This window comes from Cellvibrio zantedeschiae (assembly GCF_014652535.1).
GTDB lineage: Bacteria > Pseudomonadota > Gammaproteobacteria > Pseudomonadales > Cellvibrionaceae > Cellvibrio > Cellvibrio zantedeschiae.
Map to the genome: position 1 here is coordinate 538,790 of NZ_BMYZ01000003.1, position 17,073 is coordinate 555,862.

Here is a 17,073-nt window from a genome sequence, read left to right on the forward strand (position 1 = left end):
ATTTTTTATATCTGCAATTTAGAAATTTCTTGGTAAGCTTCAAATACTTTGTTCCTTACCTCTACCAGAAACTGTACTTCCGTCTTAGCTTTGTTCATTGCTATAACCATGTCATGTACCGGTATATTTTCGCCACTTATATATTTTTCAACTAAACCATCTGCATATTTAATTTGATTGTCTGCACTTAGAATTGCATTTAAAAATGGATTGTTATCGACGGATCTAGACGATTCTAATTGATTTAAATTTGCGCTTAAAAATGCATCGCTAACATTTATGTTGGCTTCGGCTGCTAATATTTTGGGTAGGGCTTCAATAGTCATTACTTAGCCCCCAGCTCAAGCGCACTACGTACCATTTGCGCATTAATATTGTAAGCTTTGACATTAGCCTCATACGCTCTGGTTGCAGCAACCAAAGTCGCCATTTCTTTTGTTGGGTCGATATTTAAATAATAGGCATTACCATGAATGTCAGCGTTCGGATTTGTAGGATCACTAATTGATTTCGTTGTAATATTTTTATTCGATAACTCACTCGATGATAATTGATTTGAAAATTTTGATTGGGCATTACTCAAAAAGGAACTTGCTTCTGCTGAAGATGAAAAAGAAACATCGACAAGTGAAAGACGTAACATCGCCATTTCAATTCTTGTGCGTTCATAATCCATGCCCATTCCTGCAATATTATTTATTGATAATTCACTCATTTTTTGCCTCCATAAACCAACTCAAGTAGCCCAAATTTTTTCTGAATAACGTCTGCTATAACTTGATATCTTAAGCCTGCATCTGAAGCTGCAACAACTTCAGAATCCAATGAAATTTTCTTTGCTGTAGCATCTACAACATGCTCAGAAATTTCGTCATCCAGTGTACTTGTTCCTGAGCTACCAAGATCTGCTTTAACTAGCGAATCAAAATGTGCTGATTTTGCTACATATCCATGACTATTTGCATTTGCAATATTCTGCGTTGCAACATAGGCCTTAACACTTTCTACAGATAATCCGTATTGGGCAGAATCAATAATGGAATAAATTGAAGTCATGTTCTTACTCTATAATTAATTCTGCGTGCAATGCACCAGCTGTTTTAATTGATTGCAAAATGGTAATGATGTCTCTGGTGGTTAGATGGATTCTATTGAGCGCAACTACCAGATTTGCAACAGTGGTTCCCTCCGGAAGACTCACAGGAGTGCCTGACTCTTCTGACACTTTTAAATTGACATTAGGCACCAACAAGCTTTGCACACCATCACCATTAACAAGGGCACTATTAGGTTGAGAGGCTGTGTATTTAGTACTAACTTCAATTTTTAAATTGCCATGTGCAATACTCACTGCACTTATCACTACATTACTTCCCGCAACAATTGTTCCGGAACGTTCATTGATAACAACTTTTCCATGAGTATCAGGTGTTATTTCAAGTCCCTCGAGTCTTGAAAGAAAATCAACCCTGTCACTTCCTTCCGGCATAATTAATTTGATTTTTCCTGGATGCACTGACTTTACGGAATTCGATAGCCCACTCACTTTAATTGCATTGGCTATTTTGGAAGAGGTGGTGTAATCGGGATTAGCCAATACAATATTTATTTCATTGCCCTGCGGAGTGTCTGCCAATGTGCGTTCCAATGTCGCACCATGTACAATTTTGCCCACTGTAGGATGGTTTTTTGTCATTGAGTTTTTATCTTGCTCGTACTCATAACCACCGACCGTCAATGGACCTTGAGCAAAAGCGTAAATTTTCTCATCAAGCCCATACATTGGCGTTAACACTAATGTTCCACCAGTTAAGCTTCTTGCATCACCAATTGATGAAACGGCTATATCAAATTGATCTCCAATCTCTGAAAAACTTGAAATTTTTGCAGTTATCATTACCGCTGCCACATTTCGACTTTGAATATCTCTGTCTTCCAAAGACAAACCAAAATGGCTCAGCGTATTTTTTAATGACTGAATTGTCATTTTATTTTTGGCAGAGTCGCCTGAACCACTTAGCCCTATTACGATGCCATATCCTATAAGTGATTCATCTTTAACGTCTTGAACTCTGGCAAGCTCTTTTAATCTCACTGAATTTGCATGAGCAACGTCAAGAAATAATAATCCGATGAATAAAAAAAATATTTTATATTTCACAGAACACCTAGCGAATTAAAGAAGCGATATAAGATATTTTGCTTTTGCGAACGACTAATATCGCCAATACCAGATATCTCTAGTTTTGCTTCTGATATCTGATATGAAAATATACTATTATTTTTAGATACGTCTTTTGCTCTAATTAAACCGGTAACAGTAATACTCTGCTTTTCACCGTTTATAGTTATAGTTTGAGCTCCATTAATTCTAAGCATTCCCTCTGGCAATATTTCTACCACTGTCGCACTTAATTGCGTAGAAACTTTTCCTTTTCGACTGGTTTTACCATTTCCTTCGTCGCTAGCACCAATACCAACACCCGCACTAACCTCATTGCTAGTGTTGTGTGCTCTTGCACTTATGTCAGTTTTCTTTTCAACACCTGTGCCTGCCGATGCCTCCGCTGATGTAGTCTCTACAACATACACGACTATAGGCTCACCAAGGCTATAGGATTTTGCATCACTAACAAGCGGTTGGTATTTATCAATATCTGCGGCAAAAGCAGATGAACAAATAATTCCTAATAGTAAATATTTAATTTTCAACATATATCGTATCTTTTTCTCTTAGCGTACCAGTGAGTATTACGCCACTGGTCAATATGCGTATTTTTATTTTTTGATCTGGAGCAGAAACATCTTCCAAACTAATAGCATCCATTTCAATTTTTAATCCACTGTCAATTAAAACAGCTTTAACATTGGTATTTCTTTCTAACAATAAAGGAGAAGATAAATGCTCGCTAAATATTATTTGTCCCTTACTACTGCGCTTCGTCAAACGTTTACCAACAATATTACTTTCACTAAAATTCCTAACACCAAAAAATGGCGCAACATTTACAGTTTTTAAAATTACAGCGTCTGAGGTAATTATTGCACCTGCATTCTGATCTTTCGCGAACGTCCAAACATCTTTATACAATTCAAAGGCTACATTTACTGTTGACTTAACCTTTTGTTTATTTTCACGAGCCTCCACCCACACAACCTTAAACCTTCCTTGCAACGGCGAACTTACTATTATCTGAGTGACATCAGAGCTATCAGGTGCATCTGTTTCTGTTAATTTCAATGGAGAAATTGATGCTTTTTTGTAATCTCTTGGAAGATTTTTGCATGCAGCGACTTCCCAAGTTTGCACACGGTTAGAGCTATTCATATGTGATATCACACCAGAACAATCAATTATTCCACCAATGATAACTGCCCCTAACGTGCGTAGCATTTAATTAGCGCCGTAAATTATTAATTGTTTCTAGTATCTGATCAGCCGTTTGAATCAATCGCGCATTTAATTGATAAGCTCGTTGAGCTAATAATAAATCACTCATCTCATCGACTAAATTTACATTAGACATTTCAAGAAAACCTTGTGCGAGAGTAGTTTTGCTAGTGCTCGTTGATTCCAATTCAGCCTCACCACTTTGTTTCGTAGGCTGAAATATTTGATTTCCAATCGATTGCAAATATTCAGGATTATTAAATCGAACAATATTGATGCTACCTACGTCTAAAAAATTTCCATCGCCCATGTCAGCTGACACCAAGCCATTTGGTGCAATTCTCACACCTTTATTGCCTGTAGGAATATTGATGTCCGAGCTAAGTAATGAGCCATCATGAGCAACTAGTCTTCCGTCAGCATTTACGCCGAGATGACCAAGTTTTGTATAAACCAAATCACCATTCTCGGTTTCAAGTTCAATAAAGCCGTCGCCAATAACAGCCACATCTAAATATTTTCCCGTTTGCTTAATATCGCCTTTGGAAAAATCAGTCGCTTTATTCGCAATACTGACTCCCATGCCTTCAAAGTTTGATTTTTGAACTGGCTCATGCTGAATATTTCCTGCACTAATAAGCTCACTAAATCCAACAGATGCTTTTTTAAACCCTGGAGTCTGCATGTTGGCAACGTTGTGAGAAATTGAGTTAATCCACTCTTGATTTGCTTTCAATCCATTCTCAGAAATATGTAGTATCTCTAGCATTCCAATTACCTATTTTCCTATTTGGTTTATTCCGACATCAAGCACACTGCTGTAGGCAGTCATAGCTCTTTGTAACATTTCAATATGGCGAGAGATTTCTATAATTTTCGTCATATCACTTTGTATATCGACATTTGAGGCTACTAAAGCTCCCTGAACAACTTTGGGATCCGTTGCTTCTTTGGCATCACTCGGGGATAAGTAAACTCCATTGCCAGCCGGACTTAACGTAAAGTTTTCTGGTAATGAAATCATTTTTAATTTATCAACATACTCACCGCCCGAGAACACACTGCCATCAGAATGAACGGTAAAGCCAGGTTTCAAAGCGGTGATGTATCCATTAGTGCCTACAACTTTGTATTTTCCCAAGCACAGCGTACCTGCTTCATCTAAATTGAAATGCCCGTTGCGCGTGAGAAAAGTTCCCTCGTCAGATTCAACTTGAAACCAATCACCAGAATTTATTCCTATATCATTTGAACTTTGAGTTAAACGCAACGCGCCCAATTTTTTATCTGGTGCAACACTGTAGGAGTTATCAATTTTTTGATTTAGCAAAATTTTTTTAAACTGATTACCATCAAGATAAGTTTTCTCTTGAAGAAATCCATCGCTATTAACATTGCTTGAATTGTGCGCAATCGAGTTCATTCGCTCGATTTCAACCCTCATAACTCCGGCATAAGCCATTATCGGATCTGTCATATACTCTCTGCCATTTGCTCAAATTCAATTATGCCTGACGACACAACGCTGACACGTTCATCAATCTCATTAATTGATATTACTTTTAATAGGGGTAATGCTCTACGCATCACTTTTTTAACAAATTTTCTCACCGGCGCTGCGCACAAAATTACCGGGCTGACATTTGCTTTTAATAATTTTTCAGTTTCTTTCGATATTTTATTAATTAATGTGTCTATTTCTTTTGGTGATAGTGGTGAAGCATTGATGTCTGTGTATCCAGCGGAAGCCAATAATTTTCTTTCTATATTGGGATAAAATGTAATTGCATGAATTTTTCCCTCACTATCGCAAACTGATTCGCAAATACTGGCCTTAAGTTTTTGCCGGCAGCTTTCTACCAGTTCTTCAGGATCTTTTACAGTGCGCCCCAAATCGGCAATTACTTCAAAAATTGCTGTTATATTTTTTATAGGTACTTGTTCAGCCAAAAGTCCTTGTAAAATTTTTTGTATATCCGAATAAGTAAACATTGCAGGTATTACATCATCAACCACATTGCCTAATTCAGATCTACGCAAATCTATTATCTTCTCTACTTCTGCTCTCGTTAAAAAATGACCTGCGTATCGCTTGGAAATTTCCTGTAGATGAGTTAGCAACACTGTCTCGGGTTCAATCAAAGTGTATCCGAGGTTTTGTGCAGCTGTTCTTAATTCAGGATTAATCCATTTGGCTGGGAGACCATAGGTAGGCTCTCTAGTGCTTTCACCTTCAATTTCTGTGCAATCACCTCGCGGATTAATTGCTAACAAGCAGTCAAACTTCAGTAATCCAGAAGCGAAGCTCTCGCCCGCAATATAAATTTTGTATTCATTTGGTCGCTGTTTAACATCTTTTTTAAACGTTAGTGTTGGCAATACAAGACCCAATTCGTTTGCAATATTTTTTCTCAAAATTGAGATTCTACGCTCTATGTCGTATTCTTCTTTTGCAAAGAAATCATGCAGAACACTGCCTATTTTTATTTCAAATGGTTCCGTGATCATGTCTTCATAGAACTGCTCATTTTCTATGAGCCGCTTAGGCTCCTCTTTTGTACTTTGAGCTGTTTGTTGCTTCTTTTTACCTTGATAGATCAACCATGCAATGCCACCGAAAATAGCAATCAAAATAATTATCGGCAATTTTGGCAACCCTGGAATAAATGCTTCGACGACTAATGCCACTAATAAAATCGCTATCGTCTTGGGATGAGCAGAAAATTGTTTGAAGACTTCAACTCCCAAGCGAGCATCGGTTGCGGCTCTGGTAATGATAATTCCAGACGCCACCGCAATTATTAACGATGGTATTTGCGTTACAATTCCGTCTCCAACTGTTAATAATGTATATCTATGTAAAGCATCGCCCCACGACATACCTCTTTGCGCAATACCAATTGAAAGCCCACCAATAATATTGATGATGATAATGACGATTCCTGCTACAGCATCGCCTTTAACAAATTTTGATGCACCATCCATTGCGCCATAAAAATTCGATTCCTTTTCCAGCTGTGAGCGTCGTCTTTTTGCTTCATCGGTATCAATAATTCCCATATTTAAATCTGCATCAATACTCATCTGTTTACCCGGAAGGGAATCGAGGGTAAACCGCGCAGCTACCTCGGCAACACGTTGGGCTCCATTGGTAACAACGATATATTGAACAACAATAAGAATAAAAAATATTACCAATCCAATAACATAGTTTCCTGCAACAACATGGGCTCCTACTGCGTCGATTACTTCACCTGCATCGCCATTTTGCAAAATTAATCTAGTTGTCGATATATTCAACGATAATCTAAACAAAGTCGTCATTAATAGTAGAGATGGAAATGTAGAAAACTCTAATGGCTTTTCCGTGTAAAAAGTTACTAATAAAATTAACAGTGCTACCGAAAAATTTGTCAGCAAAAGAAAGCTTAAAACGCCTTTGGATATAGGAACAAATAGGATCATTAAGATTCCTATCATGCCGATGATCAGGATTAAATCCTTTGCACCTAAAAAAATACTTGCAAACCGCGCCTGCATTATAAAAACACCTTACTATTTGGAGACTTTATTATTTCTTTGTAAATATCGGCAATAATTTGCTGTTCGGATGTTGGTATAACATTATTCACTGCAACCTCGGCATAGAGTTTTCTTGCCAAAGATGGGCGGCGATAAACAGGAATGCCATGCATTTTTGCCCTTTTGATAATAAATTTCGCAAAAAATCCCCTACCTTTAGTTAGTACTATCGGTAAAGCCATAGTTTTTGATCTGTATTGGAGGGCAACTGCAACGTGCGTGGGATTTGTGATAATCACATCGGCATTTCTTATTTTTGATGCACCGCCAAGATTGCGTAACAATTCAACTAAATTTTTCTTCCTTTTATTTTTTAGCTCAGGATCCCCTTCTCTTTTACGATACTCATCTTTTATATCTCGAGTACTCATTCTCATTTTCTTAGCGAATTCTCTTTTGCTATACCATAAATCAAAAATTGCAAAAAGAATAAATACAATAAGAATTGATACCGTCATTGCCACTAATGCCGTTTTCCAACTATTTAAAATGGCATACGGAGATAATGTTCCTGGATGCAGTATTTGAACTTTAAATTGGCGCCAAACGAAGAAAGTTGCTATTGCAAAGAAAATAACTTTCAAGACCAGTTTAAATAACTCAACAAGCCCTCTAATTGAAATAATTTTTTTGATCCCGTTTACAGGATTCAATTTTTCAAGATCAAATTTAAGCGGATATAAAGAAAATACTGAACCAATATGTAAAAGAGAAGATAAAACGGCTGCTAAAACACCTAACGCCATTATCGAACCAATAATTTCAAAAGCGTCGCCAGCAAAACTTTTTAGTTGCGCAATAACTAATATCGGAGACTTAACTATTTCATTGGTGTTTTTTATCCAGCTTGTAGTTTGAATGCTCAATATATTGACTAGCTTCGGAATGGATATGCAAATACCAAAACTCATTACGCATAAGCTACACGCTGAAACAAACTCGTGGCTTTTGCCAACTTGCCCCTTCTTTTTTGCTTCTTCGAGTTTATAAGGTGTTGCATCCTGTGATTTATCTGCCTGATTTTCCATTTTTTAAGTGCGCACCACATTTATCCATGTTGATAAGCTATTCTTTAATAGAGCGTAAATAGTATCTGTTGAGTTCTCTAAAGTTATTCCGAGCAACAATAAACTTAAAAATATTTTTAATGGCATAGCAACAAAATATATTTGAGCTTGCGGTAAAGATTTAGATATAAAAGATAATGCAATATCGAGTAACCACAGGGTGATAATTATTGGGCTTGCTACCACAAATCCCAATATAAAAATTTCAGAAATCGCATGAAAATAATTATCGTTTAATCCATAGCTTACACCTGGAGGTGCAACTCTAAACAACTCAGCAAAAGAATTTAAAAGATCGTAATCCAACCCCAAGGAAAAAAAACAAATAATCAAAACTAGGGAAAAGAGAGTTCCTATTGGACTATTTGGTTGATAACTCGCAGGATCAAATGTAGAGGCGACTGCCAACCCGGTTTGAATATCTATTAACTGCCCCATCATGTGTACAGCTGCATTCGCAGCATGAAGACTCAACGATAAAATAATCCCTAAAAAAATTTCGCTTACTAACAAAGATACAGATAAAGTTGTTGGTATTAGCTTTAAATGTTGCTCTTCCAAACTCGCCACTATCACCGAAGAAAAAACTATCACCAGAACCAATCTGACGACGACGGGGATAAAGGCGAATGGAAAGGCAGGTGCGACCAGGATAATCGGAGATAATCTAAAAAAAACGTAGGTTGCTGCTGCAATATTGCTCGAGATCACTATCCTGCTGCCTGTAAAATAGTGTTCTTCGCATATTCAGCCAAGGTGGAGAGCATCCAGCCGCCAAAAAACATAACCACCATTACCCCAGCTATTATTTTGGGGACAAAAGTTAATGTCATTTCCTGGATTTGAGTAGCAACTTGGATGATGCTAACGATCAGACCAACGACTAAACACGCAATCAAAAATGGAGCTGCAATTTTGGCAGCAGTCGTTAGCATTTGTTGGGTGAGATTAAGTGCGAATTCCTGTTCCATGATAAAAAATCCAAAGCTGCAAATTAAGCTATATCTTCCTCTTTTTATTATTTAAATGTAACTTCTAGCGCCAATATATTCAAAAAAAATATACACAATGCTAAAATTTATTTTTTTTTAAAAAATTAAATATAAGAGTCGTTTAAATATTGCGAACTAAGTCACGCTTTAATGAAATTCTAATTACCCAATTTTATTGCGTGTTTATTGGTGGTTATTTTTTAAAATATAAATGTTGACCTAGCGGTTTAAAAAGTTGTAGTTACCTAGACGTTCATAGAATATAAGAAATAAATTTTACGGGGTAATGAAGTATTACAGTCAATGATGGGATGAGAGAAGAGTTTCTGAAATCCAATATTTATCGCATCTGTGGTCTCATTCGTCTAATGCTGTGTTAGCTTTCTTTTAATATATACTTATAGTGAGTATCCAGAAGTCATCAAGGATATAAGATGCGCTGCTATAAAGTAGGTTGACGCAACAAGAATCGTTTGACTACGTCTAATTACTGTTGTTTATGTTTGTAATTGTTGAATGTCACCGGATCATCAACTTAGGCGAAATTTGGTAAAGACACAGCTTTTGATCTTGGATGATTTGGGTATGGGCGAAATATATAATAATTTAGCCCCAATCGTTTTGGATATTATTGATCAGGAATCACAGAATGGTGAGTTTATGAGAAAAACGCGTAAATGAACTTGATAGGAAGCTATACGAGCCTAAGTGGTGGCTAATAATGTACGCACTGGATCAACCATATACCACGAATGGATAAGATGGCTGCGATTTAGTGGATGCGTAGGATGCGGTTTTATAGGTAATTACATTTACTCGTTGTCCCGTATATAAGATCCACATTTCTTAATGTGTCGCTTACCTTAGCTGTTCCAAGCAATTTTGTTTTACTATCGTTATTAAACTAATCCTGTGTGTATTTATGGTTTTGATTCAGTCCGCGAGTTATTTTGCACTAGAACTTTTGGGGAAAATAAGATTTCCTTGCTAGATGCGATCTCGCAGAAGTTTGACCTATCTTACTTTATCTGAAAAAAAATTTTAATCGTTACTCAATATTCTGCACCTGTTCACGCATTTGTTCGATTAACACTTTTAGCTCTACGGCGGCCTGAGTGGTATCGCTTACGATACTTTTGGAGGAGAGGGTATTGGCTTCGCGGTTCAGCTCTTGCATCAGGAAGTCCAAACGGCGGCCAAGGGAATCGGTTTGTTTCAGGCTGCGTTTTACTTCAATTACGTGAGTGTCGAGGCGATCCAATTCCTCATCTACATCTGCTTTTTGTGCAAGCAAAACTATTTCCTGCTCCAAACGCTCCGGGTCTAAATCAACTTGCAAGGCAGCGAGTTTGGTTTGCAGTTTTTCGCGCTGGGCAGCGAGGATTTCTGGCATACGCGCGCGGACTTTTATCACTTGCGCGGAAACCGAATCGAGCCTTTGCAAAATAAGTTGTTCCAGCTCATTACCTTCGCGCGTACGATGTTCAATTAACCCTTCCAACGCCGAATCAAATAGCTTAAGAACTGCCGCTTGCATGGCTTCACGGTCAAGCTCCTGCTTTTGGATTACACCGGGGTATTTGAGGATGTCCAGCGCGTTTACAGGTGCGGCAGCTGCGCCCAATAGATTATTGATTTGCTGGGCCGCTTTGGTTAATTGTGCGACGCGGCTGATATTAATCCCCAGATCAGCTTCGCCTTCTTGCTCCCAATGAATGCTTAGACTGGCTTCCACTTTACCGCGCTGTAAGGATTTGCGCATGGCGTCGCGCAGGTTGGGTTCAATTTCACGAAAATCTTCTGGCAGGCGGAAACTAGGCTCCAAATAACGATGGTTAACACTGCGAATTTCCCAAACGGCCGTTCCCCAAGGGAGCTTCGCTTCACGGCGCGCGAAGCCGGTCATACTGCGTGGCATAGAGTGTTCCTTTTGTTTGCGGTGGCTTGGTGACTTGAGGTTGCTAGAACTGGTAAAGTTCGGCCCATTTTGTCGACACAAGCAAAATTTGGTGGATGGTAACACACCTTCCTCATATCACATTCAGAAGTAAGGAATTAGAGCATGCAACGCCCAAGCGGGAGAAATCCTGACCAACTGCGCAATATTCGTATCACTCGCCGCTATACCAAACATGCCGAAGGCTCGGTGCTGGTTGAGTTTGGTGACACCAAAGTTATTTGTACGGCCAGCGTGGTGAATAATGTACCGAGTTTTCTGCGCGGCCAAGGGCAGGGCTGGCTCACGGCAGAATACGGCATGTTGCCGCGCTCTACAGGAACGCGTATGGATCGTGAAGCAGCGCGCGGCAAACAACAGGGTCGCACGGTGGAAATCCAACGTTTGATTGGTCGTTCATTACGCGCAGCAGTGGATTTAACAGCTCTCGGCGAAAACACTATTAATATCGATTGCGATGTAATCCAGGCCGACGGCGGCACACGCACCGCGTCCATCACTGGTGCCTGGGTTGCGCTTGCCGATGCCATCGCGCATTTAAAAGCAGCTGGAAAAGTCACTGGGGAGCCACTGAAGCGTGCGATTGCATCAGTGTCGGTAGGAATTTATCAAGGTGTGCCTGTATTGGATTTGGATTACCCCGAAGACTCAGCAGCTGACACCGACATGAACGTGGTGATGGGCAACGACGGCGGGATTATTGAAATTCAAGGAACAGCAGAAGCCGAGCCGTTCACTGAAGAAGAGTTTGCAGCCATGTTGAAATTGGCCAAGCAGGGAATTGCAGAATTGCATCGTTTGCAGCAGGAAGCTTTGGCAATGAATTAAGCTATTAAAAAGATCCCGCGTTAATTTGACTAGGCAGTTAAAATAACGCGGGATTTTTTTATTTAATTCGGAAGTGTTCGCCAATAAAATCGGGGCGACTTTGTTTTATCTGCATTTTTATCTTCCATGCATTCCTGCACAATCTTTGGCTCAAGATCAACCATGGTTGTTTTATGAGTAACCGGATCTGTTACTGCTTGTTGAACTGAATGTTTCGCACCGACTTCATAAACAATATCACCGTAAATACAGCCTTCTATTTTCTGTGACCTTTTTGCGGGGACTTCCTGCGCGAAGGTGAACTGGGTTAACCCAACCAAAAGACTTATGAATGCAATTTTGTTCATGTTTAGATCCTTTAAATCTTGCGTAAACGGAATTCAACGAAGAAGCCGAAGATCCCCGCGAAAGTTAGAACACTACCTAACAATGTTAGATGGCGGTTGTTTGGAGATTGAACCACGACCGTATCAGTCAACCTATAAGTCCGCGAACCTCCCTCTACGGGCGCCACAAACCTTTGCCCTTGGTAACGATCTGTCAATTGATAGCTGGGTCTACTGCGCTCATTTTCAAAGTCTGATAGTAGCTTGGCCGCTTCATCATAAGATATAAGTTTTGCATTTACCTTTCTATCCAAACTATTCCTAAATGTAAAGCTATCTAAAATATCTGCCGACTCGTTGGGCAACACCACCCCCGGAGAAACATAATTGTATCGCACGGAGGAAAAAAGCAGGTTTTTTTCTCCCGCCACAATCAAAGTCAATCCAATCACACATGCTGCGGCTGATCCATAGAGCCATTTTTTAATATTGTGAATTTTATAAGCAACGCCAGCATTCAAATAGTTAGCTACATCCGGAATCTGCCGCAATTGGCGATGAATAATTTTTTCATCAATGCCGTCAAGAAAACTGCCCACATCAATCGCAAAAGCCTTGAGGATTGCCTGAAAAATATCTGCCGAAGGAATGGATTTATCATTTTCTAATTTAGATAAATAGGATTGTTCAATGCCAATCGCTTCAGCCAATTGTGGTTGAGTTAGATTTTTATCGGTACGCAGCTGCTTAATTTTTTCGCCAATGTTCATAGAGTGTCCTTGTTGTGCGGTGTGAAAATTGTGTTACCGCAATTTATTCTTGGAGATTCCTGTAAAACTTGGAAGATGAATATTGGTGAATACCGAGAGATATTGTCTTTATTTACCAATATTCATCGTCAAAAATAAAAAACCCGCCAAGCGGCGGGTTAAAAAAACTGAGAAAGACTAAGGCTGCAATTCAATATCGTAATCAATAATCACCGGCATATGACTGGAGAACTGCTGGGTTTTATAAATTGCCGCATATTCTACTTTAGGGCCAATGCTGTTGGAGACAACCTGGAAGTCTGTGCGCCAACCATCGCCATCGCCTTTTGTACCTTTTGGCCACCAGCTGTATTCGTCGCTATCTTTGTTAACACGACGGAATGCATCGACATAACCCAATTGGTTGTAAAGTTGGCTCAACCATTGGCGCTCATGAGGCAAGAAACCGGAATTGTGTTGGTTTTCGGCAGAATTGCTAACATCGCGCGGCGTATGGGCCATGGCCCAGTTGCCACAAAAAATATATTCGCGACGCTTGCGGGTAATTTTGTCGAGGTGCGCTTGGAAATCGTCAAAGAATTTGATTTTGACTTCTTGTGATTCCAGCTCAGATGTTGCGCTAGGGGCGAGCAGTGAACCTACGCTCAATTGCTCGTAGTCAACTTGCAAGTAGCGGCCTTCCATATCCACGCCTGAGGCAAAACCCAATCCGTAAATCAATGCTTTAGGCTGGAAGCGGGTATAAATGGCTACGCCATTGTAGTTTTTGGTTCCGGAATCAAAAAAGTAGGCAAAGTAACCTTCGAGTTGGTACTCAGGCTTTTCCATGTCGCGCTCACGTGCGCGAAGGTCTTGCAAGCAGATTAAATCTGCATCTTGGTTTGCCAGCCAGTCATAAAGACCGCGCTGCGCCGACTGAACTATCCCATCGACGCTAAGACTTATAACTCTCATGTTAGCCCCTTGATTACGGACTGTGTATGATACCCAAGGTTTATCACAATGTGTTACCTATGTTTCGGATTGTTACAATTTTTAAAGGTTTATGGGGAATTGTAAGTAGGAAAACTACTGATAACCAAAAGACAATTGAGTTCAGTACCCATGCCCATAAAATCTTATTCTTGGGTCTGCCGACCTTAGCTTCTTAAAATACTTAGCTTTCTTAAAACTAGTTCATAAATAGGAAATTTGCATGCAAAAATACCAGCACGACTTTATCCAGCTGGCGATTAAACACCAAGCCCTTTGCTTTGGTGAGTTCACCCTTAAGTCTGGCCGTACCAGCCCCTATTTTTTTAACGCTGGCCGCTTTCAAACCGGCAGTGCCCTGGCCGAATTAGGCCGCTATTACGCTGCCGCTATCAAGGACGCCAATATCGACTTTGACATTGTTTTTGGCCCCGCCTACAAAGGTATTCCCTTAGCTGCAACTACAGCGATTGCGCTTTCAGACCATCATCAACAAGATCTGCCCTACTGCTACAACCGTAAAGAAGCGAAAGACCACGGCGAAGGCGGCACATTGGTTGGCGCACCGCTGGTAGGAAAAGTCCTCATTGTTGATGATGTCATTACCGCCGGAACCGCAGTGCGCGAAGTTATGTCTATTATTAAATCAGCAGGCGCCTCGCCCGCTGCGGTCTTGATTGGACTCAATCGCCAGGAAAGAGGTCAGGGCGAATTGTCGGCCATTCAAGAGGTTGAACAATCTTTCGGCATTCCGGTGGTGAGTATTATTAATTTAAACCACATAATCCATTATCTTGAAGGTCAGGCCAACCAGCAGGATATGGTTAGTAAAATTAAAGCTTACCGCTCAACCTATGGTGTAGAGTAAGCTAAGGTTCAGGTATGGCATATTATTGTTGTACCTGATGTGTAATCTTTGGAACTTTCGGTAGCTATGAAACAACGATTCCAATTCATCACAAAGCTTTTCGTGATAGGCGGCTTTTTTATTGTCGCGAGTGTAAACACATTAGCGCAAGATAAGAAAGTTTTCTTCCGCTATACCACCAGCGATGGCCGTAAAATAGTTTCGCAAACTATACCACCACAATATGTTCGCAACGGTTATGAAATGTTAACCATTGGCGGCGAAATATTAAAAGTGGTTCCGCCTTCACCGCCAGAAGCTGATGCTGAACGTTTGGCAAAAGAGCGCAAGCTGGCCAAGGAGCAAGCACGTACAGATTTGGAATTGCGCCAAACCTACAGCTCCGTTAAAGATATTGATTCGGCCAAAGCGCGCAACTTGCAAGAGCTCGTTAATACCATCAGCATTTTGCAGGCAAATCTTTCCAGTATTAAAACGCAATTAAAAGCCCAGGAAGAACATGCTGCCGCCATTGAGCGCAATGGAAAAACTGTGTCTGAAGATATTTTGAAAAATATTTCTACTTTGCGCGCAGAAGAAAAAGATCTTAACAATCAAATTAAACAGCGCCAAGCCGAGTACGACGGTGCTGCAGCAAAATACGAAAAAGATAAAGCGCGTTTTATTGAAATTTTCGGACAACCCAAACAATAACCGGCTATGCCGGTTTTTTTACGTCTTGTTTTTATACTTCAACCAATTCAATCTGCATCAATAAAGGTGCAAGCACTCGCCATTGCTCAAGCCAATGTTCACTTGGCGATTTTTGGAATTCGCTCCGCACAAACTGCACTATTGCACCATCAACATACGCCATTAAAAAATGCGCAAAAGCCGCAGCGGGTAAGGCCGCTTGTAGATGATTGCGCAATTCAGCATCGCGTAAGATTTGCTTTAGTTGGGTCTCGATTCGCTCAAAAATTTGCACTATCCGCTGGCGCAGCCGTTCTGTTTCACCGGTTAGTGCATCGCCGACTAGCAAACGTGACAAACCGGGATTCTGCTCTGCAAATCGCAACAATACATTTACTATGGATTCGCAGCGCTTGATTGCTGATTTTTCTTCAGTGACTACAAAAGTTATTTGTGAAAAAATAGTCTCTTCAATGAACTCAATTAAACCTTCAAACATTTTGGTTTTGCTGGGGAAATGACGATATAAAGCGGCTTCAGACACGCCGACAGATTTCGCCAGAACCGAGGTGGTAATACGCTCGCCCGGGCTGTCTTCAAGCATTTTAGCGAGTGCTGCTAAAATTTGTTCCCGACGCGAAAGATGTGTTCCAGCCTTACTCATTATGTTTACCTGCTTCCGTGGTAAAAATTTAACAGGCGTCAACTAACGCCTGTTAAATCTTGAATTAATTCTTTGGCTTGTTAGTAATCAAGGTGCCCACGCCAGCGTCGGTGAAAATTTCCAACAAGACCGCGTGATCTACACGACCATCGATAATGTGCGCACTGGTACAACCGCCTTTTACTGCATCCAAAGCGCACGCAATTTTTGGTAACATGCCGCCATAAATTGTGCCGTCTTCGATTAGCGCATCGACTTGTGTGGTGCTCAAACCTGTTAAAACTTTACCTTGTTTGTCTTGCAGGCCTGCAACGTTTGTCAACAGCATCAATTTTTCTGCGTTCAGATACTCTGCAATTTTTCCAGCCACCAAGTCAGCATTAATGTTGTAGGAAGAGCCGTCTTCGCCCACGCCTATAGGTGCAATAACAGGAATAAAATCGCTATTGATAAGCATATCAATCACCGCAGTGTTTACGCCTGATACTTCACCCACGTGACCTATATCCAGAATTTCCGGCGCCGTCATTTCAGGTGTTTTGTGCGTTACGGTTAATTTTTTGGCGCGAATTAATTGGCCGTCTTTACCCGTCAAACCAATTGCCTGACCGCCATTGCGGTTAATCAGGCTCACGATTTGTTTGTTCACTGTACCACCAAGCACCATTTCAACTACATCCATAGTTGCGCTGTCGGTAACACGCATACCGTTTATAAATTCGGATTTAATATTTAATTTTTCTAACAGGCTACCAATTTGTGGGCCCCCGCCGTGAACAACTACAGGATTCATACCTACCAATTTCATCAACACAATATCGCGCGCAAAACTGTTTTGTAATGCCTCGCCTTCCATTGCATTACCGCCAAACTTTACGACGATGGTTTTGCCAGTGAAACGCTGGATGTAAGGCAGAGCTTCAGTTAAAACATTGGCGATGTTCATCGCCGAATCACGATTGAGTGACATAGGTATTTCCTGTA

General features: G+C 40.3%; 21 protein-coding genes. 3 read left to right on the top strand and 18 right to left on the bottom strand.

Annotated elements, in window-relative coordinates; genetic code table 11:
• Positions 1-5 precede the first annotated feature (5 nt).
• From fliE to IE104_RS16530, 13 genes are all read right to left on the bottom strand, one after another.
• Entirely contained in the window at positions 6-326 is a 321-nt protein-coding gene (gene fliE, locus IE104_RS16470) for a flagellar hook-basal body complex protein FliE (RefSeq protein WP_189420497.1), read from the bottom strand.
• Entirely contained in the window at positions 326-715 is a 390-nt protein-coding gene (locus IE104_RS16475; RefSeq protein WP_189420499.1) for a flagellar basal body rod C-terminal domain-containing protein, read from the bottom strand. The genes fliE and IE104_RS16475 overlap by 1 nt, the downstream gene beginning before the upstream one ends.
• Positions 712-1,056, bottom strand: a complete 345-nt coding sequence (locus IE104_RS16480; RefSeq protein ID WP_189420501.1) for a hypothetical protein — start codon at positions 1,054-1,056, stop codon at positions 712-714. Before IE104_RS16480 ends, IE104_RS16475 begins: the two co-directional genes overlap by 4 nt.
• A gap of 4 nt (positions 1,057-1,060) precedes the next feature.
• On the bottom strand, positions 1,061-2,161 hold the full coding sequence (locus IE104_RS16485) for a flagellar basal body P-ring protein FlgI (protein ID WP_229838035.1): 1,101 nt from the start codon (positions 2,159-2,161) through the stop codon (positions 1,061-1,063).
• Positions 2,158-2,715, bottom strand: coding sequence for a flagellar basal body L-ring protein FlgH (locus tag IE104_RS16490; RefSeq protein WP_189420503.1), 558 nt, complete (start codon positions 2,713-2,715; stop codon positions 2,158-2,160). Before IE104_RS16490 ends, IE104_RS16485 begins: the two co-directional genes overlap by 4 nt.
• Positions 2,702-3,394, bottom strand: coding sequence for a flagellar basal body P-ring formation chaperone FlgA (flgA, locus tag IE104_RS16495; RefSeq protein ID WP_189420505.1), 693 nt, complete (start codon positions 3,392-3,394; stop codon positions 2,702-2,704). The genes IE104_RS16490 and flgA overlap by 14 nt, the downstream gene beginning before the upstream one ends.
• Before the next feature lie 4 nt (positions 3,395-3,398).
• Positions 3,399-4,160, bottom strand: a complete 762-nt coding sequence (locus tag IE104_RS16500) for a flagellar hook-basal body protein (protein ID WP_189420507.1) — start codon at positions 4,158-4,160, stop codon at positions 3,399-3,401.
• A 9-nt stretch (positions 4,161-4,169) separates the two neighbouring features.
• Positions 4,170-4,868: a flagellar basal body rod C-terminal domain-containing protein gene (locus IE104_RS16505; protein ID WP_189420509.1), complete on the bottom strand. Its 699-nt coding sequence runs from the start codon at positions 4,866-4,868 to the stop codon at positions 4,170-4,172.
• Positions 4,865-6,931: a flagellar biosynthesis protein FlhA gene (locus tag IE104_RS16510; RefSeq protein WP_189420511.1), complete on the bottom strand. Its 2,067-nt coding sequence runs from the start codon at positions 6,929-6,931 to the stop codon at positions 4,865-4,867. The genes IE104_RS16505 and IE104_RS16510 overlap by 4 nt, the downstream gene beginning before the upstream one ends.
• Positions 6,931-8,001 carry an EscU/YscU/HrcU family type III secretion system export apparatus switch protein gene (locus IE104_RS16515; protein ID WP_189420513.1) on the bottom strand — a complete coding sequence of 357 codons (1,071 nt, stop codon included), beginning with the start codon at positions 7,999-8,001 and terminating at the stop codon, positions 6,931-6,933. The genes IE104_RS16510 and IE104_RS16515 overlap by 1 nt, the downstream gene beginning before the upstream one ends.
• 3 nt (positions 8,002-8,004) lie before the next feature.
• A complete protein-coding gene (locus tag IE104_RS16520) occupies positions 8,005-8,751 on the bottom strand; it encodes a flagellar biosynthetic protein FliR (protein WP_189420515.1) in 747 nt (248 codons plus the stop codon).
• The gene (gene fliQ / locus IE104_RS16525) at positions 8,751-9,011 is read right to left on the bottom strand and encodes a flagellar biosynthesis protein FliQ (protein ID WP_189420517.1); all 261 of its coding nucleotides are present in this window, start codon (positions 9,009-9,011) and stop codon (positions 8,751-8,753) included. The genes IE104_RS16520 and fliQ overlap by 1 nt, the downstream gene beginning before the upstream one ends.
• Positions 9,012-10,080: 1,069 nt before the next feature.
• Positions 10,081-10,950: a YicC/YloC family endoribonuclease gene (locus tag IE104_RS16530; RefSeq protein ID WP_189420519.1), complete on the bottom strand. Its 870-nt coding sequence runs from the start codon at positions 10,948-10,950 to the stop codon at positions 10,081-10,083.
• Positions 10,951-11,094: 144 nt separating this feature from the next.
• Here IE104_RS16530 and rph point away from each other — a divergent pair, with 144 nt between their 5' ends.
• Positions 11,095-11,817 carry a ribonuclease PH gene (gene rph, locus IE104_RS16535; protein ID WP_189420521.1) on the top strand — a complete coding sequence of 241 codons (723 nt, stop codon included), beginning with the start codon at positions 11,095-11,097 and terminating at the stop codon, positions 11,815-11,817.
• Positions 11,818-11,879: 62 nt separating this feature from the next.
• On the opposite strand, the gene IE104_RS16540 is transcribed toward rph, so the two are convergent.
• The 3 genes from IE104_RS16540 to IE104_RS16550 all read right to left on the bottom strand — a co-directional run bounded on the left by IE104_RS16540 (position 11,880) and on the right by IE104_RS16550 (position 13,867).
• The gene (locus tag IE104_RS16540; RefSeq protein ID WP_189420523.1) at positions 11,880-12,164 is read right to left on the bottom strand and encodes a hypothetical protein; all 285 of its coding nucleotides are present in this window, start codon (positions 12,162-12,164) and stop codon (positions 11,880-11,882) included.
• An 11-nt stretch (positions 12,165-12,175) separates the two neighbouring features.
• Positions 12,176-12,913: a helix-turn-helix domain-containing protein gene (locus tag IE104_RS16545; RefSeq protein ID WP_189420525.1), complete on the bottom strand. Its 738-nt coding sequence runs from the start codon at positions 12,911-12,913 to the stop codon at positions 12,176-12,178.
• A 177-nt stretch (positions 12,914-13,090) separates the two neighbouring features.
• A complete protein-coding gene (locus IE104_RS16550; RefSeq protein ID WP_189420527.1) occupies positions 13,091-13,867 on the bottom strand; it encodes an exodeoxyribonuclease III in 777 nt (258 codons plus the stop codon).
• Positions 13,868-14,108: 241 nt separating this feature from the next.
• On the opposite strand from IE104_RS16550, the gene pyrE reads away from it, so the two are divergent.
• Positions 14,109-14,753 (top strand): orotate phosphoribosyltransferase, encoded by a 645-nt coding sequence (gene pyrE, locus IE104_RS16555; protein WP_189420529.1) that lies wholly within the window; start codon positions 14,109-14,111, stop codon positions 14,751-14,753.
• Between the two features lie 66 nt (positions 14,754-14,819).
• Positions 14,820-15,446 carry a hypothetical protein gene (locus IE104_RS16560; RefSeq protein WP_189420531.1) on the top strand — a complete coding sequence of 209 codons (627 nt, stop codon included), beginning with the start codon at positions 14,820-14,822 and terminating at the stop codon, positions 15,444-15,446.
• A 31-nt stretch (positions 15,447-15,477) separates the two neighbouring features.
• Here IE104_RS16560 and slmA read toward each other — a convergent pair whose 3' ends face one another.
• Complete coding sequence (slmA, locus tag IE104_RS16565) at positions 15,478-16,089, bottom strand: nucleoid occlusion factor SlmA (protein ID WP_189420533.1); 612 nt, start codon at positions 16,087-16,089, stop codon at positions 15,478-15,480.
• 64 nt (positions 16,090-16,153) lie between these two features.
• A complete protein-coding gene (argB, locus tag IE104_RS16570) occupies positions 16,154-17,059 on the bottom strand; it encodes an acetylglutamate kinase (RefSeq protein ID WP_189420534.1) in 906 nt (301 codons plus the stop codon).
• Positions 17,060-17,073 lie beyond the last annotated feature (14 nt).

Excerpts from the sequence above, each read along its gene's own strand:
- IE104_RS16545 (WP_189420525.1), bottom strand. The coding sequence starts at position 12,913 with ATGAACATTGGCGAAAAAATTAAGCAGCTGCGTACCGATAAAAATCTA.
- IE104_RS16475 (WP_189420499.1), bottom strand. The coding sequence starts at position 715 with ATGAGTGAATTATCAATAAATAATATTGCAGGAATGGGCATGGATTAT.
- IE104_RS16540 (WP_189420523.1), bottom strand. The coding sequence starts at position 12,164 with ATGAACAAAATTGCATTCATAAGTCTTTTGGTTGGGTTAACCCAGTTC.
- flgA (WP_189420505.1), bottom strand. The coding sequence starts at position 3,394 with ATGCTACGCACGTTAGGGGCAGTTATCATTGGTGGAATAATTGATTGT.
- IE104_RS16560 (WP_189420531.1), top strand. The coding sequence starts at position 14,820 with ATGAAACAACGATTCCAATTCATCACAAAGCTTTTCGTGATAGGCGGC.
- IE104_RS16505 (WP_189420509.1), bottom strand. The coding sequence starts at position 4,868 with ATGACAGATCCGATAATGGCTTATGCCGGAGTTATGAGGGTTGAAATC.
- fliE (WP_189420497.1), bottom strand. The coding sequence starts at position 326 with ATGACTATTGAAGCCCTACCCAAAATATTAGCAGCCGAAGCCAACATA.
- argB (WP_189420534.1), bottom strand. The coding sequence starts at position 17,059 with ATGTCACTCAATCGTGATTCGGCGATGAACATCGCCAATGTTTTAACT.
- IE104_RS16500 (WP_189420507.1), bottom strand. The coding sequence starts at position 4,160 with ATGCTAGAGATACTACATATTTCTGAGAATGGATTGAAAGCAAATCAA.
- IE104_RS16515 (WP_189420513.1), bottom strand. The coding sequence starts at position 8,001 with ATGGAAAATCAGGCAGATAAATCACAGGATGCAACACCTTATAAACTC.
- IE104_RS16490 (WP_189420503.1), bottom strand. The coding sequence starts at position 2,715 with ATGTTGAAAATTAAATATTTACTATTAGGAATTATTTGTTCATCTGCT.
- pyrE (WP_189420529.1), top strand. The coding sequence starts at position 14,109 with ATGCAAAAATACCAGCACGACTTTATCCAGCTGGCGATTAAACACCAA.
- IE104_RS16480 (WP_189420501.1), bottom strand. The coding sequence starts at position 1,056 with ATGACTTCAATTTATTCCATTATTGATTCTGCCCAATACGGATTATCT.
- IE104_RS16550 (WP_189420527.1), bottom strand. The coding sequence starts at position 13,867 with ATGAGAGTTATAAGTCTTAGCGTCGATGGGATAGTTCAGTCGGCGCAG.
- rph (WP_189420521.1), top strand. The coding sequence starts at position 11,095 with ATGCAACGCCCAAGCGGGAGAAATCCTGACCAACTGCGCAATATTCGT.
- slmA (WP_189420533.1), bottom strand. The coding sequence starts at position 16,089 with ATGAGTAAGGCTGGAACACATCTTTCGCGTCGGGAACAAATTTTAGCA.
- IE104_RS16510 (WP_189420511.1), bottom strand. The coding sequence starts at position 6,931 with ATGCAGGCGCGGTTTGCAAGTATTTTTTTAGGTGCAAAGGATTTAATC.
- IE104_RS16530 (WP_189420519.1), bottom strand. The coding sequence starts at position 10,950 with ATGCCACGCAGTATGACCGGCTTCGCGCGCCGTGAAGCGAAGCTCCCT.
- fliQ (WP_189420517.1), bottom strand. The coding sequence starts at position 9,011 with ATGGAACAGGAATTCGCACTTAATCTCACCCAACAAATGCTAACGACT.